This window comes from Pseudomonas reactans, assembly GCF_013387025.1.
Taxonomy (GTDB): domain Bacteria; phylum Pseudomonadota; class Gammaproteobacteria; order Pseudomonadales; family Pseudomonadaceae; genus Aquipseudomonas; species Aquipseudomonas reactans.
Genome location: NZ_JACAQP010000014.1, coordinates 157,940 through 174,188, shown reverse-complemented (window position 1 = coordinate 174,188; position 16,249 = coordinate 157,940). Strand labels below are relative to the sequence as shown.

General features: G+C 60.6%; 15 protein-coding genes and 1 pseudogene. 7 read left to right on the top strand and 9 right to left on the bottom strand.

Annotation, left to right across the window (positions count from 1 at the left end; all coding sequences use genetic code 11):
- The first annotated feature begins 15 nt into the window (after nt 1–15).
- The 5 genes and pseudogenes from mdtD to HX793_RS31330 all read left to right on the top strand — a co-directional run.
- Nucleotides 16–1,443 carry a multidrug transporter subunit MdtD gene (gene mdtD / locus HX793_RS17565; protein ID WP_061434435.1) on the top strand — a complete coding sequence of 476 codons (1,428 nt, stop codon included), beginning with the start codon at nt 16–18 and terminating at the stop codon, nt 1,441–1,443.
- 130 nt (nt 1,444–1,573) lie between these two features.
- Nucleotides 1,574–2,911: an ATP-dependent RNA helicase DbpA gene (gene dbpA / locus HX793_RS17560; protein ID WP_235165500.1), complete on the top strand. Its 1,338-nt coding sequence runs from the start codon at nt 1,574–1,576 to the stop codon at nt 2,909–2,911.
- 151 nt (nt 2,912–3,062) lie between these two features.
- Entirely contained in the window at nt 3,063–4,241 is a 1,179-nt protein-coding gene (locus HX793_RS17555) for a BaiN/RdsA family NAD(P)/FAD-dependent oxidoreductase (RefSeq protein WP_025999842.1), read from the top strand.
- 215 nt (nt 4,242–4,456) lie between these two features.
- Complete coding sequence (gene yccS / locus HX793_RS17550; RefSeq protein WP_095013821.1) at nt 4,457–6,631, top strand: YccS family putative transporter; 2,175 nt, start codon at nt 4,457–4,459, stop codon at nt 6,629–6,631.
- An 8-nt stretch (nt 6,632–6,639) separates the two neighbouring features.
- Nucleotides 6,640–6,726: pseudogene (locus tag HX793_RS31330) on the top strand (outer membrane lipoprotein carrier protein LolA); the annotation flags it as partial.
- On the opposite strand, the gene HX793_RS17545 reads toward HX793_RS31330, so the two are convergent.
- Nucleotides 6,722–7,459 (bottom strand): substrate-binding periplasmic protein, encoded by a 738-nt coding sequence (locus HX793_RS17545; protein ID WP_177002652.1) that lies wholly within the window; start codon nt 7,457–7,459, stop codon nt 6,722–6,724. The pseudogene HX793_RS31330 and the gene HX793_RS17545 overlap by 5 nt on opposite strands.
- Before the next feature lie 201 nt (nt 7,460–7,660).
- Between HX793_RS17545 and HX793_RS17540 the strand changes: the two genes are divergently transcribed.
- Entirely contained in the window at nt 7,661–8,113 is a 453-nt protein-coding gene (locus HX793_RS17540) for a GNAT family N-acetyltransferase (RefSeq protein ID WP_016977765.1), read from the top strand.
- Here HX793_RS17540 and HX793_RS17535 read toward each other — a convergent pair.
- The 3 genes from HX793_RS17535 to HX793_RS17525 are packed head-to-tail and all read right to left on the bottom strand — an operon-like array spanning nt 8,110 to nt 11,071.
- On the bottom strand, nt 8,110–8,406 hold the full coding sequence (locus HX793_RS17535) for a winged helix-turn-helix domain-containing protein (RefSeq protein ID WP_016977764.1): 297 nt from the start codon (nt 8,404–8,406) through the stop codon (nt 8,110–8,112). The two genes, HX793_RS17540 and HX793_RS17535, sit on opposite strands and share 4 nt — an antisense overlap.
- A 17-nt stretch (nt 8,407–8,423) precedes the next feature.
- Nucleotides 8,424–8,924, bottom strand: coding sequence for a M48 metallopeptidase family protein (locus HX793_RS17530; protein ID WP_010207148.1), 501 nt, complete (start codon nt 8,922–8,924; stop codon nt 8,424–8,426).
- Nucleotides 8,925–8,965: 41 nt separating this feature from the next.
- Entirely contained in the window at nt 8,966–11,071 is a 2,106-nt protein-coding gene (locus HX793_RS17525) for a putative bifunctional diguanylate cyclase/phosphodiesterase (protein WP_016977763.1), read from the bottom strand.
- A gap of 310 nt (nt 11,072–11,381) precedes the next feature.
- Here HX793_RS17525 and HX793_RS17520 point away from each other — a divergent pair, with 310 nt between their 5' ends.
- Complete coding sequence (locus HX793_RS17520) at nt 11,382–12,047, top strand: polysaccharide lyase family 7 protein (protein ID WP_095013826.1); 666 nt, start codon at nt 11,382–11,384, stop codon at nt 12,045–12,047.
- A gap of 57 nt (nt 12,048–12,104) precedes the next feature.
- Here HX793_RS17520 and fba read toward each other — a convergent pair whose 3' ends face one another.
- The 5 genes from fba to epd all read right to left on the bottom strand — a co-directional run bounded on the left by fba (nt 12,105) and on the right by epd (nt 16,169).
- On the bottom strand, nt 12,105–13,169 hold the full coding sequence (fba, locus tag HX793_RS17515) for a class II fructose-bisphosphate aldolase (protein WP_003177554.1): 1,065 nt from the start codon (nt 13,167–13,169) through the stop codon (nt 12,105–12,107).
- Between the two features lie 123 nt (nt 13,170–13,292).
- Nucleotides 13,293–13,628 (bottom strand): MliC family protein, encoded by a 336-nt coding sequence (locus HX793_RS17510; RefSeq protein WP_016977756.1) that lies wholly within the window; start codon nt 13,626–13,628, stop codon nt 13,293–13,295.
- A 47-nt stretch (nt 13,629–13,675) separates the two neighbouring features.
- On the bottom strand, nt 13,676–13,903 hold the full coding sequence (locus HX793_RS17505; RefSeq protein ID WP_016977755.1) for a hypothetical protein: 228 nt from the start codon (nt 13,901–13,903) through the stop codon (nt 13,676–13,678).
- A 29-nt stretch (nt 13,904–13,932) separates the two neighbouring features.
- Entirely contained in the window at nt 13,933–15,096 is a 1,164-nt protein-coding gene (locus HX793_RS17500; RefSeq protein WP_016977754.1) for a phosphoglycerate kinase, read from the bottom strand.
- Between the two features lie 17 nt (nt 15,097–15,113).
- Nucleotides 15,114–16,169 carry an erythrose-4-phosphate dehydrogenase gene (gene epd, locus HX793_RS17495; RefSeq protein ID WP_016977753.1) on the bottom strand — a complete coding sequence of 352 codons (1,056 nt, stop codon included), beginning with the start codon at nt 16,167–16,169 and terminating at the stop codon, nt 15,114–15,116.
- Nucleotides 16,170–16,249 lie beyond the last annotated feature (80 nt).

Here is a 16,249-nt window from a genome sequence, read left to right as displayed (position 1 = left end):
CCAAAAAGGGTTTCCATGCCGAACCGCGTCCCGCTCGATGCCAAGACCGCCCGCTGGCTCCCCTGGGTGGTCGCGATTGCCTTCTTCATGCAGTCGCTCGACGGGACGATCCTCAACACGGCATTACCGGCGATGGCCCGGGACCTCGCGGAAAACCCGCTGCGCATGCAAGGGGTGGTGATCGCCTACATGCTCACCGTCGCCTTGCTGATCCCGGCGTCGGGCTGGATCGCCGACCGCTTCGGCACCAAGAAAATCTTCTTCGGCGCAATCATGCTGTTCAGCATTGGCTCGCTGCTGTGCGCGCTGTCCAGCAGCTTGACCATGCTAGTGGGCGCTCGGGTGATCCAAGGCCTGGGCGGTGCGCTGATGCTGCCCGTGGGCCGGCTGGTGGTGCTGCGCGCTTACCCGCGCTCCGAACTGGTGCGCATCATGGGCTTCATCACCATTCCCGGTTTGCTCGGCCCGTTGCTCGGCCCGACCATGGGCGGTTGGATGGTGCAATACCTGACCTGGCACTGGATCTTCCTGATCAACCTGCCGGTGGGCATGATCGGCTGCTACGCCGTGTGGAAATTCATCCCCGACCTGCGTGGCAGTGAACGCACGCGCTTCGACGGAATCGGCTTCCTGCTGTTTGGCGCCGCGATGGTGTTGATCACCATCGCCATGGAAGGCCTGGGCGAGTTGCACTTGCCGCACCTGCGGGTGATGTTGCTGCTGTTCGGCGGCCTCGCGTGCCTGGCGGCCTATTGGCTGCGCGCCGGGCATATCGATAACCCGCTGTTTTCTCCGGTGCTGTTCAAGACCCGCACCTTTGCCGTGGGTATCCTCGGCAATCTATTTGCGCGGCTGGGCAGCGGCGCCCTGCCGTTCTTGGTGCCGCTGCTGTTACAGGTGGCGCTGGGGTATTCGCCGTCGGAAGCCGGCATGAGCATGCTGCCCCTGGCAGCGGCGGCGATGTTTGCCAAGTCCGTGGCACGCCCGCTGATCGAACGCCTGGGCTACCGCATCGTGCTGACTGGCAACACCCTGGCGCTGGGCATCATGCTGGCAAGCATGGGATTGGTCACGGAGCACACGCCCTACCCGCTGCTACTGGGCATGCTGGCGGTGCTCGGGGCGATCAACTCGCTGCAATTCACCGCGATGAACACCGTCACCCTGATCGACCTCGATGACGCCCAAGCCAGCAGCGGCAACAGTTTGCTGTCGGTGGTGGCGCAGTTGTCGTTGAGCCTCGGGGTCGCCTGCGCCGGTGCACTGCTCGGCGGATTTACCGCCGAAACCGGCAACGACGGCGTCAGCACGGTACTTGGCGCATTCCAGCTGACCTTCCTCACGGTGGGCATCATGGCGATGCTGGCGGCGGCGATCTTCCTGCAACTGTCGCCAAAAGACGGCAAGCGTGCAGTCAGCCCCGAGCAACATATCGAGCATTAACAGGCTTCTCGTCTAGAACTTGCGGGGAAAATCCCACAGGGCTGGTACACTGCGCGACATTTTGTTTTGCAGAGCCAGTCCCGTGACTACCATCGCCACCGCTTTTAATACTTTGCCCCTGTCCGCCGCCATGCTGGCTAACCTCGACTCGCTGGGTTATGTCGAGATGACGCAGATCCAGGCGCAAAGCTTGCCGGTGATCCTCAAGGGGCTGGACCTGATTGCCCAGGCCAAGACCGGCAGCGGCAAGACCGCCGCCTTCGGCATCGGCCTGTTGAACCCGATCAACCCGCGCTACTTCGGCTGCCAGGCGCTGGTGATGTGCCCGACCCGTGAGCTGGCCGACCAGGTCGCCAAGGAAATCCGCCGCCTGGCCCGTGCCGAAGACAACATCAAGGTACTGACCCTGTGCGGCGGCGTGTCCCTCGGCCCGCAGATCGCCTCCCTGGAACACGGCGCCCACGTCATCGTCGGCACGCCGGGCCGTATCCAGCAGCACTTGCGCAAGGGTTCGCTGGTCCTCGACGGCCTGAACACGCTGATCCTCGATGAAGCCGATCGCATGCTCGACATGGGCTTCTACGACGCCATCGAAGACATCATCAGCAAGACCCCGCCGCGCCGCCAGACCCTGCTGTTCTCGGCCACCTACCCGGTGAGCATCAAGCAGTTGGCCTCCAAGTTCATGCGTGCGCCGCAGCAAGTAAAAGCCGAAGCGTTCCACTCCGATGACCAGATCGAGCAGCGTTTCTTCGAGATCTCGCCGGAAGAGCGCATGGACGCGGTGACCAAGGTATTGGCGCACTTTCGCCCAGCGTCTTGCGTAGCGTTCTGCTTCACCAAGCAGCAAGTGCAGGAAACCGTAGATCACCTGACGGCCAAGGGCATTTCCGCCGTCGGCCTGCACGGCGACCTGGAACAGCGCGACCGTGACCAAGTGCTGGCGATGTTCGCCAACCGCAGTACCTCAGTGTTGGTCGCTACCGACGTGGCTGCCCGTGGCTTGGACATTGATTCGCTGGACATGGTGATCAACGTCGAACTGGCCCGCGACTCGGAAATCCACATCCACCGCGTCGGCCGTACCGGCCGTGCGGGTGAGACAGGCATTGCGATCAGCCTGGTGGCACCGTCCGAAGCGCACCGCGCCCAGGCCATCGAGCAACTGCAGAAGTCACCGCTGAACTGGGATCAACTGGACAACCTCAAGCCGCAAAGCGGTGGCCCGTTGTTGCCACAGATGAGCACCCTGTGCATTGCGGCCGGGCGTAAAGACAAGGTTCGTCCAGGCGACATCCTTGGCGCACTGACCGGTGAAGCCGGCATCCCGGGTGCCCAGGTCGGCAAGATCGCGATCTTTGATTTCCAAGCCTTCGTGGCCGTGGAGCGCGGGATCGCCAAGCAGGCATTGCAGCGCTTGAACGACGGCAAGATCAAAGGCCGTTCGTTGCGCGTGCGGATCCTGTAAGAACACCACCGCCACCCTGTAGGAGCGAGCTTGCTCGCGAAAAACCTAAGCGCGCCGCGTTTAACCAGACAACGCGCGTTTTCGTTGACGTTTTTCGCGAGCAAGCTCGCTCCTACAGTGATCGTATCGATTCATGTATGAGGACACCGTTTTGCGCTCGACCGAAGTTGTGATCATTGGCGCCGGCGCCGCAGGCTTGATGTGCGCACTGACCGCCGCCGGACGTGGGCGCAAGGTAATGTTGATCGACCACGCGAACAAGGCCGGCAAGAAGATCCTGATGTCCGGCGGTGGCCGCTGCAATTTCACCAATATGTACACGGAGCCTGCCAACTTCCTGTCCCAGAACGCGCATTTCTGTAAGTCCGCCCTGGCGCGTTATACCCAATGGGACTTTATCGGGCTGGTGGCCAAGCACGGCGTGCCGTACCACGAGAAGAAGCTCGGCCAGCTGTTCTGCGATAACAAGTCCAGCGACATCCTCGGCATGCTGCTCGATGAGTGCATCCAGGTCGGCGTGAGCCTGCACCTGGACACGTCGATCCAGGAAATCGCCAAGCTCGACAGCGGTTATCAGCTGCAGACCACCCTGGGTGAGCTGCGCTGCGAATCCCTGGTGATCGCCACCGGTGGCCTGTCGATTCCCACCCTGGGCGCCACTGGTTTTGGTTATCAGGTCGCCAAGCAATTCGGCCACGAACTGCTGCCGACACGTGCCGGGCTGGTACCGTTCACCATCACCGATCAGCTCAAGGACTTGTGCGGCGAGTTGTCGGGCACGTCGGTGGATTGCCTGGTGAGCTGCAACGGCCAGAGCTTTCGCGAGAACATCCTGTTTACCCACCGCGGCTTGAGTGGGCCGGCGATCCTGCAGATTTCTTCGTATTGGGAATCCGGCGACACGGTGGAGATCAACCTGCTGCCCGACCACGACGCCCACACTTGGCTGCAACAGCAACAGGTCGAGCGCCCGAACAGTGAGCTGAAAACCCTGCTGGGCGAGATCTTCACCAAGAAGATGGCCAACCTGCTGGCGGACACCTGGTTTGCGTCCAAGCCGATGAAGCAGTACACCCACGCCGAAATTGCCGACATCGCGCAAAAACTCGGCAGCTGGCAATTGGTGCCCGCGGGCACCGAGGGTTATCGCACGGCGGAAGTCACGCTGGGTGGTGTGGACACACGGGAAGTGTCGTCCAAGACCATGGAATCGCTGAAAAGCCCCGGCCTGTACTTTATCGGCGAAGTGCTGGATGTGACCGGTCACCTGGGCGGGTTCAACTTCCAGTGGGCGTGGGCTTCGGGTTATGCGGCGGCCCAATACGCCTGACACCACGGCTTCAATCTTTGAAATGCAATCCCCTGTGGGAGCTGGCTCGCCTGCGATAGCGGTGGTGAATTCACTGCCGCCATCGCAGGCAAGCCAGCTCCCACATTGTTATGTGGTGTTGCTGAAATAATTGCGCGCAGATGTGATCGCGACCCTTGCCGTGGCGTCCTTGATAGCTCAATTTAGCGGCATCGTCCCGGAAGACTCCAGACTTCATGTCATCGACCTCGTTCAAGCAGTCCATGCGGCGCCTGTGGGCGCTGGATAAATTCAGTTACAGCATTCGGGTGTTCATTGCCCTCACCGGCAGCATGGCGCTGTGCTGGTATCAGGATGAAATGACGCTGCTGATCCCATTGTTCCTGGGGATTATTGCCAGCGCCCTGGCCGAGACCGATGACAGTTGGCAAGGCCGCCTCAACGCCCTGGCGGTGACGCTGGTGTGTTTCAGCATCGCCGCGCTGTCGGTGGAGCTGCTGTTCCCGTATCCCTGGATCTTCGCGATCTCCCTGGCCCTGGCCACCTTCTGCCTGACCATGCTTGGCGCGCTGGGCGAACGTTATGGCGCGATTGCATCCGCGACGCTGATCCTGTCGGTGTACACCATGATCGGCGTGGACCAGCGCGGTGGTGCCGTCTCGGACTTCTGGCATGAGCCGTTGCTGCTGGTGGCCGGTGCCGCCTGGTACGGCGCGCTGTCGGTGCTGTGGCAGGCGCTGTTTTCCAACCAGCCGGTGCAGCAGAGCCTGGCGCGGTTGTTTCGCGAGCTGGGGCGGTACCTCAAGCTCAAGTCTTCGTTGTTCGAACCGATTCGCCAACTGGATGTGGAAGCGCGTCGCCTGGAACTGGCCCAGCAAAATGGGCGGGTTGTGGCCGCGCTGAATGCGGCGAAGGAAATCATCCTGCACCGCGTGGGCAACGGGCGTCCCGGTTCGAAGGTCAGCCGCTACCTCAAGCTGTACTTCCTGGCCCAGGACATCCATGAGCGCGCCAGCTCGTCCCACTACCCTTACAACGCCCTGGCCGAAGCCTTCTTCCACAGCGATGTGCTGTTCCGTTGCCAGCGCCTGCTGCGCCAGCAGGGCAAGGCCTGCCAGGCCCTGGCCGAGTCGATCCAGCTGCGCCAGCCGTTCATCTATGACGACAGCTTCGCCGAGGCCCTGGGTGACCTGAACGCCTCCCTGGAACACCTGCGCATCCAGAGCAACCCCGCCTGGCGCGGCCTGCTGCGCTCGTTGCGCGCGCTGGCGGCCAACCTGTCGACGCTGGACCGCCTGCTCGGCGACGCCAGCAACCCCGACAGCCTGGCCGACGCCACCGACAGCAACCTGCTGGACCGCGCCCCGCGCAACCTCAAGGAAATGTGGACGCGCCTGCGCACGCAGATGACGCCGACATCACTGTTGTTCCGCCATGCGTTGCGCCTGTCCCTGGCGCTGACCGTGGGCTACGGCATGTTGCATGCAATTCACGCCTCCCAAGGCTACTGGATCATCCTGACCACGCTGTTCGTGTGCCAGCCGAATTACGGCGCCACCCGCCGCAAGCTCGGCCAGCGGATCATCGGCACCGCCATCGGCCTTACCGTGGCCTGGGCGTTGTTCGACCTGTTCCCGAGCCCACTGGTGCAGTCGATGTTCGCCATCGCCGCCGGCCTGGTGTTCTTTATCAACCGCACCACCCGCTACACCCTGGCCACCGCCGCTATCACGCTGATGGTGCTGTTCTGCTTCAACCAGGTGGGTGACGGCTACGGGCTGTTCCTGCCGCGTCTGTTCGATACCTTGCTCGGCAGCTTGATTGCGGGCCTGGCGGTATTCCTGTTCCTGCCGGACTGGCAGGGCCGGCGATTGAACAAGGTGCTGGCCAACACCCTGACCTGCAACAGCATCTACCTGCGCCAGATCATGCAGCAGTACGCCGCCGGCAAAAGCGACGACCTCGCCTACCGTCTGGCGCGACGCAATGCGCACAACGCCGATGCGGCGCTGTCGACCACCCTGGCGAACATGTTGATGGAACCTGGGCACTTCCGTAAGGAGGCGGATGTGGGCTTCCGCTTCCTGGTGCTGTCGCACACCTTGCTCAGCTATTTGTCAGGGCTGGGCGCGCACCGCGAAACCCAACTGCCAGCGGAGGTGCGCGAGCATCTGATCGATGGCGCTGGGAATACGTTGGCAGCGAGTATTGATGAAATCGCCACGGGGTTGGCCAACAAGCAGCCGATTGCGATTCAGAGTGATGCCGAGGAGGCGTTGGCAGCCGACCTGGAACAGATGCCGGATGAGATTGATGAAGGGCAGCGATTGGTGCAGACGCAATTGGCGTTGATCTGTCGGCAGTTGGGACCGTTGCGCACGTTGGCGGCGCACCTGATCAAAGAAGTGTAGGAGCGAGCTTGCTCGCGAAGATCGTCAACGATGACGCAGCGCATCTGGTTTTACGCGGTGCTCTCGGGTTTTTCGCGAGCAAGCTCGCTCCTACATACCATGCTGCTTCATCAACCGCGCATAACTGCCGTCGGCCTTCATCTTGGCAATCTCCCGGTCAAAGCTGGCGACGATTTGTTCATGCTCGGGGTTCTTCAAGCTCACCAGAATATGCAGGCTGTTTTCACTCAAAGGCTTGGGTAAAAACTCCACTGAATTGCGCACCCGCGCCGACTCGCGGGACAAGTAATAACGCGCCACATATTCATCCTCCACCGTCAGCCGCACCCGCTGCGCCGCAAGCATGCGCACGGCCATGGCGAAGTTATGCACCGGCACTTTCTGCAACTGTGCATCGCCATCGAACGCCGCCGAATAGGCATATCCACGCACCACGGCGATGGGGTAGTCGTGCAGTTGCTCAAGGTTCTGGAATTCAATGGGATCGTCACGCCGCTTGATGAAACGCACGCGATTGAGCAGGTATTCGCTGGAGAATTGCCCTAGTTGTGTGCGCGCATCGTCGTACCAGGCATTCACCAAGACGTCATAACGGCCGTCGCCCACGCCCATCAACGCCCGGGCCCAAGGCACCTGTTCGAAATCACTGGCATAACCCGCGCGGGCCAGGGCGGTGCTGACGATATCGGTGGCCAGCCCGCCATTGATCAAGGTGGCGTCGGTAAAGGGTGGCCAGGCGTCTGCTACCAGGCGCAGACGCTGTGCGAAGGCTGGCTGGGCCAGCAACAACACTCCAATCAAAGCAACGGCACGAGGGAATCGCGGCATGCTCAAAGTCCTTGGCAGGCAGGCGGTGGCCTTAGCTCAGGCGGGGCCTGAGGTTCTAACAGTAGCTCAGATTACACAAAGAAACCGGCGCAGGACGCACTCAATGATGGCAATTTGATTTCACTCACAAAAATAACCGATTTAGACACAAACGCCTGCCGCGCTTACTATCCGCAACAGACATCTATAAGAGAACATGCCATGACCGTTGAATGGGTTTGCAAGCACCACGATGACCTGGGCAAGGAGCAGCTTTACGCCATCCTGCGCCTGCGCAACGAGGTCTTTGTTGTCGAGCAGAAATGCGTCTACCAGGATCTCGACGGGCAGGATCTTTCCGGCGACACCCACCATTTGATGGCCTGGCAGGATGACCAGTTGGTAGCCTACCTGCGCCTGCTGGACCCAGAAACCCAAGGTGGTGACGTGGTAATCGGCCGCGTGATTGTGGCGCCGGTAGCGCGTGGCACCGGGCTGGGGCATCGGATGATGGAAGAAACACTCAAGCGGATTGACGATATCTGGCCACAAACACCGATTTTCCTGTCAGCCCAGGCGCATTTGCAGGGCTACTACGGGCGTTATGGGTTTGTCGTAGCCGGTGAGGAATACCTGGAAGATGATATTCCGCACATTGGCATGAGAAAGGACTAGGGGTAACCCAGCACCTGCTTGATCTGCGCGAGATTGGCCTCGATCCAGCGCCGATCGATCGCTCCCCAGTTGCGAATCCGATAGTGCCCGGCGTGGTTGCGGGCACCGTCCTCCTGCTCGAATTCACACAGGATATCCAGGTCGGCCAACGCCGCAATCGTGTCCTGCGCCGTGCGCCGGGGCATGCCGGTAACGTCGGTCAACGCCGGGACATTGCTGGCCTGCCCGCTGTCGATCAGGTAAGCCACATACAGGCGGCGGTAGAAGCTGCTCTTGGTCTTGCTCACATCCATGGTCGGTCGCCTTGTGGTCAGGGTTTGCCCTGCAGGTCGCGGTACGTGAGGTAGACACGCAGGTCGAATTCCACCTGATGGTAGCCCGGCATCATGTACTCGCAGAGTTTATAGAACGCTTTGTTGTGGTCCGACTCCTTGAAGTGCGCCAGTTCGTGCACGACGATCATGCGCAGAAACTCCGGCGCGGCCTCCTTGAACAGCGCGGCAATGCGAATCTCTTTTTTGGATTTAAGGTTGCCGCCCTGCACCCGTGAAATCGTGGTGTGCAGGCCAAGCGCACGATGGGTCAGGTCCAGGCGGTTATCGAACAACACCTTGTCGATGGCCGGCGCGTTGCGCAGGTGTTCCTGCTTCAAGGCCAGGGCGTAAGCGTACAGCGCCTTGTCGCTCTGTACGGCGTGGCGTTCGGGGTAACGTTGTTCCAGATAGGCACCCAACTGGTCCTTGGCAATCAGTTGGCGCACTTGTTCCTGGAGGGCGGCGGGATAGGCCTGGAGGTATTTCAGCGCGGTCATGGGGTCTGCAACAGGTTCGGATGGCCGTCAGTGTAACGAATTCAGCCCAGACGGGCGCGGCACCAGTCCGTCACTTCCTCGGCCATCAACGGCTGCGCCGCCAAAGGGCCCTGGATAAACGGGCAGCCGTTGGCCTTGAGCCATTGGGCTTGCTCCTGGGTTTCGACACCCTCAGCGACTACCACAACCTCAAAGTGCCCGCACAGCTCGATGATGCTGCGCGCCATCACCGCGTCCCGTGCGGAACCCGGCAGGCGCGCAACCAATTGCGGGTCGAGTTTGAGCGTATCGAACGCCAAATCGCGCAGATGCGCCAGGGAGCAATTGCCCAGGCCAAAGTCATCCAGAGCGGTGCGCACGCCGATCTGGCGCAACAGCTTGAGCTGCTTGGTCGACTCTTCCAGGTTACTCATCAGGCAGTCTTCGCTGATTTCCACCTCCAACTGTCGCCCCTGCAACCCATGTCGCTCCATCACCTGCTGCAGTTGGCTGGCCAGGTTGGGCATATTGAACTGGTTGCTGGAGAGGCTCACGCTCAGCACCAGCTCATCACCAAACGTTGCTTGCCACACTTGGCGCTGCGCGGCGACCTGTTGATAAATCCAGGTGCTGAGCTGACTGATCAACCGCGCCTCTTCCAGCAACGGCAGAAACAACCCCGGCGGCACATCGCCAACACTCGGATGCTGCCAGCGCAACAGCGCTTCAACGCCACGCAGGCGGCCGTCCTCCAGAGAAACTTGAGGCTGATAGACCAGGGTGAAATCCTTGTTCTGAATCGCCGTGCGCACGCTGTCTTCGAGCATCAGGCGCGAGCGGGCGCGGCCGTTCATTTCCTGATCGTAATAGCGATACTGCTGACGCCCAGCGCGCTTGGCCTCATACATGGCGATGTCAGCCGCACGCAACAAGCCGCTCAAGTCCGAACCACAGTCCGGGAACGTGGCGATACCGATGCTGACACCAAGCATCACATCCAGGCCATCGATCTGCTGGCACACCGACACTCGTTCGATCAGTTTTTCCGCAATCTTCGCGGCTTGCTCCGGGAATTCCAGTTCCAGCAGCGCCGTGAATTCATCCCCGCCCATACGCCCGAGCATATCGCCAGATCGCAAACAGGCCTGCATCTGTTCCGAGACCCAGCGCAACACCCGGTCGCCTGCGTCATGTCCCAACGAGTCATTAACCCGCTTGAAGCCATCCAGGTCCAGATACAGCAACACCAGGGATAGCTCATTACGCTCGCTGCGCAGCAATGTGTTCTCTGCTGCCTGGTGGAAACCACGCCGGTTCAACAACCCGGTCAACGGGTCGGTGACGGCCTGGAACTCCAGTTGCTGGTGCAGATGACGCACTTCGGACATGTCCAGCACCGTCACCACCATGGCCTTCTGCTCGGCAGGCAACGGCGCGCAAGACAGCGCCACCGGCACCTGCTGACCGCGACCGGTGCGTAAAATGGCGTCATGCTGGCGCCACGTTTCGCCTTTGCGGTACGCCTCGAACATCGGGAACCCCAACCAGGCCGGCACATGGGGTTTTTGCAGGAAACTCAGGAAGCTCTCACCCTGCAGTTCCGTCATGGTGGCATTCAGCAGCCGCGAAATAGCCGGGTTGGCGTACTCGATCACACTGCCCTCACCCACTACCAGAATGCCCTCGGCAGCGTTATCCAACACCGATGCATTAAAGGCACGGGCGGACTCCAGGTCATGGCTCAGCCGCTGCAAGGCGCGACGATTGCGCTGGTGCTCCAACAGGGCCTGGACCTTGGGCTTGAGAATATTCGGGTCAAACGGCTTGAACAGGTAATCGACGGCGCCACTGGCATAACCCTCCAGCACTGCGGCGGGCGACTGGGCGTTGGCCGTAAGGAAGATGATCGGTGTCATTCGCGTGCGTTGGCTGCCGCGCATCAGGCGGGCCACTTCGAAGCCGTCCATGCCGGGCATGCGCACGTCCAGCAAGACCAGATCGACGTCGTGGGCGAGCAGCAACTCCAAGGCTTCCAGGCCAGAACCTGCGGTGATCACCCGCCAGTCTTCACGCTGCAAAAGCGCACGCATACTGACCAGGTTTTCCGGGTAGTCATCGACGACCAAAAGAACTGAACTGCCATCGGCGTGGTGTGGAGCGCATTCCATGCTACGTCTCTTCCTTGGGAGCCACTCCGGTCAATTCTGACAGAAAACCCGGACAAACTCTGAGGCCTCACTCTAGCCCCGCTTCCAAAAAAGCAGAAGTAACGACGGTGCCATCATTGCGCCAATTTTCAGGAAGCCGACTAACGGTCAACGGCTACAGCCCACGATTCACGGGAAACATGGCTTTTTGGCATTCATTTGACGCCAATAAGTTGCCATCAATCATTTAACAAGACGGTTAACACCACCTATAAAGAACCTGACTGGCCCACGGACCAAAGTCTTCACCTTCTGTAAAAAGGCAAATGCCATGATCGACCTTTCCACCTGGAACCTCAGCATCCCGGTCGGCTCCCCGCCCGCGACCATCGACACCCCGAAGCTGATGAACGGCTTCAAAGACCAGTATTTCCAGGCCGAAGGCAGCAACGTGCAATTCTGGACACCGGTCACCGGCACTCGCACCGAGAACGCCGTGTACCCGCGCAGCGAATTGCGTGAAACCTACGCCGATGGGCGGCTACGCAACTGGACCTACCCCGACGCGGACAACTTCCTGCGCGCTACGCTGGCGGTCAATCAGGTGCCCTCCTCCGGCAAGATCGTCATCGGGCAGATTCACGCCTACGACAGCCAGAAACCGCTGATCAAGCTGGAATATCAATTCAAGGAAAAGACCCAGACCGGCAACATCGTCGCCAAGGTGCGCATGCGGCCGGATGAGGATGAAGGACGGGTGATCATCGTGGCGTCGAATGTGCCGCTGGAGAAGAGCTTTACCTACGTGATCAACCTCAACAAAGCAGGGCTGCTCAGTGTGTATGCCGCGGATGGTGAGTGGAATGAACGCATTGGTGCCGCGTGGGGGGCGAAGCCGTTGTACTTCAAGGCAGGCGCCTATGTGCAGGACAACAGTGGGGACAGCAAGGAAGGCGCACGGGTGACATTTGCGAAGCTGGATATTGATCACGATTGAATTGCAGCCACAAAAAAAGCCCGCATCGCTGCGGGCTTCTTTTATAAACGCTGAGGCTCAGTTCACCTTGGCGTTCAACTCACCTTTCAAATAACGCTGGTACATCGCTTCCAACGAGATCGGCTTGATCTTCGAAGCATTACCGGCAGTACCAAAGGCCTCATAACGCGCGATACACACATCACGCATCGCGGTCACGGTCGCGCCGAAGAACTTACGCGGGTCGAACTCGCTCGGGTTGGTGGCCATCAGGCGACGCATCGCACCGGTGGACGCCAGGCGCAGGTCGGTGTCGATGTTGACCTTGCGCACGCCGTACTTGATGCCTTCAACGATTTCTTCAACCGGCACGCCGTAGGTTTCTTTGATGTCGCCGCCGTACTGGTTGATGATCGCCAGCCACTCTTGCGGCACCGAGGAGGAACCGTGCATCACCAGGTGGGTGTTAGGGATGCGTTTGTGGATTTCCTTGATGCGGTCGATGGCCAGCACGTCGCCGGTAGGCGGCTTGGTGAACTTGTAGGCGCCGTGGCTGGTACCGATGGCGATGGCCAGGGCGTCAACTTGGGTCTTTTTCACGAAGTCTGCGGCTTCTTCCGGGTCGGTCAGCATCTGGCTGTGATCCAGCACGCCTTCGGCGCCGATGCCGTCTTCTTCACCGGCCATGCCGGTTTCCAGGGAACCCAGGCAGCCCAGCTCGCCTTCAACCGATACGCCGCAGGCGTGGGCCATGGCCACGGTTTGTTGGGTGACGCGTACGTTGTACTCGTAGTCGGTCGGGGTCTTACCGTCTTCGCCGAGGGAGCCGTCCATCATCACCGAGCTGAAGCCCAGTTGGATGGAGCGCTGGCACACGTCAGGGCTGGTGCCGTGGTCCTGGTGCATGCACACCGGGATGTGCGGGAACTCTTCGATTGCGGCGAGGATCAGGTGACGCAGGAACGGGGCACCGGCGTATTTGCGCGCACCGGCTGAAGCCTGGACGATCACGGGGGAGTCGGTCTTGTCAGCGGCTTCCATGATGGCGCGCATCTGCTCAAGGTTGTTGACGTTAAAGGCTGGGACGCCGTAGCCGAACTCGGCTGCGTGGTCCAGCATTTGACGCATGCTGATAAGTGCCATTGTGTTGTCTCTCCCGGTCGAGGGTCGTTAATCGTGCAAGCCTGCCGTAGCGGCGGCTGCTATTCAAGTTATTGCCGGCCAGGTTTTAATACCTGGCCTGCTGAATCGTTATTGCTGTCAGGCTTACTGCGCTTTGCAGCCACGCCCGATCAAATCATCGGTGGCGACCCAGTAAACCAGGCCTTCCTCACCTTTTGTGTGAAACGCCAATTGGCCGTCGCTGTACAGCACGCCCGAGGCGGCAACGTCCTGCTTGAGGCGGTAAACCTGATCGGAACCGCCCAAACGAACATCCACCTCGGATTTGGCCTGATTAGCAAAGCGCCAGTTCACCTCGGCTTTGCTGTCGCAGGTCCAGGTGGTCCATTTGTCGGCAGTTTCTGCCTTGTTGCTGAACATGTTCATGCTGCTGCAGCCGGCCAACAGGGCCAGGGCTGCCAGGGCGAAAACGCCTTTCATTGCCAATCCTCGTGAGGCGACCGATGGCCGCCAGTTGATCAGACCCGTCAAGGGCAACCCTGTTCCTGACCGTTGGGCGCGGCGTCGTATTTCTCCAGCCGTTCGTTGCCGATGCGCTTGTTGATCACCGGCATGGTCTCGGCTTGCCAGTCCGCCTGGTAACAGCTCTTTTTTTGCTGCGCCGCAGGCTTGCCAGCGTCCGGCTCTGCGTTTGGCGTGCTGCCGCAACCGGCCAACAGGCCCGCTGCGATCACCATTGCCAACGACTTGATCATGGGAACACTCCTTTTCCGGATCACGAGCCTCAGCCTTTGGCTCGGGTTTCCAACACTTCCACGGCCGGCAGCACTTTGCCTTCGACGAACTCGAGGAATGCGCCGCCACCGGTAGAAATGTAGGAGATTTGGTCAGCAACGCCATATTTATCGATGGCCGCCAGGGTGTCGCCACCGCCAGCGATGGAGAAGGCCGAGCTTTCTGCGATGGCCTTGGCCAGCACTTTGGTGCCATTACCGAACTGGTCGAATTCGAACACACCCACTGGACCGTTCCACAGGATGGTCTGCGAGGCTTTCAGCAGTTCGGCGAAGTTGGCTGCGGTTTGTGGGCCGATGTCCAGGATCATGTCGTCGGCGGCCACATCAGCGATCAGCTTGACCGTGGCTTCGGCGCTTTCGGCAAATTCCTTGGCGACCACGACGTCGACTGGCAGTGGCACACTGACTTTGGCGGCGATGGCACGGGCCGTGTCGAGCAGGTCCGGCTCGTACAGGGACTTGCCCACCGGGTGACCGGCTGCGGCCAGGAAGGTGTTGGCGATGCCGCCACCGACGATCAACTGGTTGCAGATCTGGCTCAGGCTGTTGAGCACGTCCAGCTTGGTGGACACTTTGGAACCGGCCACGATGGCAGCCATTGGCTGAGCCGGAGCGCCCAGCGCCTTGCCCAGTGCATCCAGTTCAGCCGCCAGCAATGGGCCAGCAGCGGCAACCTTGGCGAACTTGGCCACGCCGTGGGTCGAACCCTCAGCACGGTGAGCGGTGCCGAACGCATCCATCACGAACACGTCGCACAGCGCTGCATATTGCTGGGCCAGTTCGTCGCTGTTCTTTTTCTCGCCCTTGTTGAAGCGTACGTTTTCGAACAGCACGATGTCGCCGGCTTTAACGTCAACGCCGCCCAGGTAGTCAACCACCAGCGGCACGTCGCGACCCAGAGCCTTGCTGAGGTAATCGGCAACAGGCTTGAGGCTGTTTTCGGCGGAGAACTCACCTTCGGTCGGACGACCCAGGTGGGAGCAGACCATCACGGCCGCACCTTTTTCCAGGGCCAGCTTGATGGTCGGCAGCGAGGCCAGGATTCGCGCATCGCTGGTGACAACACCGTCCTTGACTGGGACGTTGAGGTCTTCGCGGATCAGTACGCGCTTACCTTGCAGATCGAGGTCGGTCATCTTCAACACGGTCATGGGTCGCAGTTCCTGAATTACTGTTGAGGTTGTTTAGAGGCGATGTGCAGATAATGTTCCGCAACATCCAGCATTCGGTTGGCAAAGCCCCATTCGTTGTCGAACCAGGCCAGGATATTCACCAGCCGTGGGCCGGAAACGCGGGTCTGGCTGGCATCGACAATCGCCGAATGCGGGTCATGGTTGAAGTCGCAACTGGCGTGCGGCAACTCGGTGTAGGCCAAAAGGCCCTTGAGCGGGCCGCTGGTGGCGGCGTCGCGCAAAATCCGGTTGACCTCCGTCGCATCGGTGTCGCTGACGGTTTGCATGGTGATGTCCAGACAGGACACGTTCACCGTCGGCACCCGTACGGCTTTGGCCTGGATTCGCCCGGCAAGTTCCGGCAGCAGTCGTTCGATGCCGCGCGCCAGGCCGGTGGACACCGGAATCACTGACTGGAACGCCGAGCGGGTACGGCGCAGGTCTTCGTGGTGGTAGGCGTCGATCACCGGCTGGTCGTTCATTGCCGAGTGGATGGTGGTGATCGACACGTAGTCCAGGCCAATCGCCTGATCCAGCAGGCGCAACAGCGGCACGCTGCAGTTAGTGGTGCAGGACGCGTTGGACACCAGCAGCTCATCGCCGGTCAGGCAATCCTGGTTGATGCCATAGACGATGGTGGCGTCGACATCCGCCTCGCTGGCCATCGGCTGGGAAAACAGCACACGCGGCGCGCCGGCGTCGAGGAAACGCTGGCCATCGGCACGGGTGTGATAGACACCGGAACACTCCAGCACCAGGTCGACGCCCAGTGCTTTCCAGTCGATGCCTTCGGGGGTGGCACTGCGCAGAACCTGCACGCAGTTGCCATTAATGTGCAGACAATCGCCTTCGACCCGCACTTCGCCAGGGAAGCGGCCATGGGTGGAGTCAAAGCGTGTCAGGTATTCGATGCTGGCCATGTCCGCCAGATCGTTGATCGCAACAATTTCAAACCCGGCCGCCGCCCCTCGCTCGAACAGAGCACGCAAGACGCAACGACCAATGCGGCCGTAGCCGTTGAGTGCAACTTTGTAGGGACGCGGTTGAGGCATGGGGTTCTCGATCAAGGTTAGTTCGGTGTTGAAAGTTCTGACGCTATCGCGGGCAAGCCCGCTCCCACATTAGACCGCGA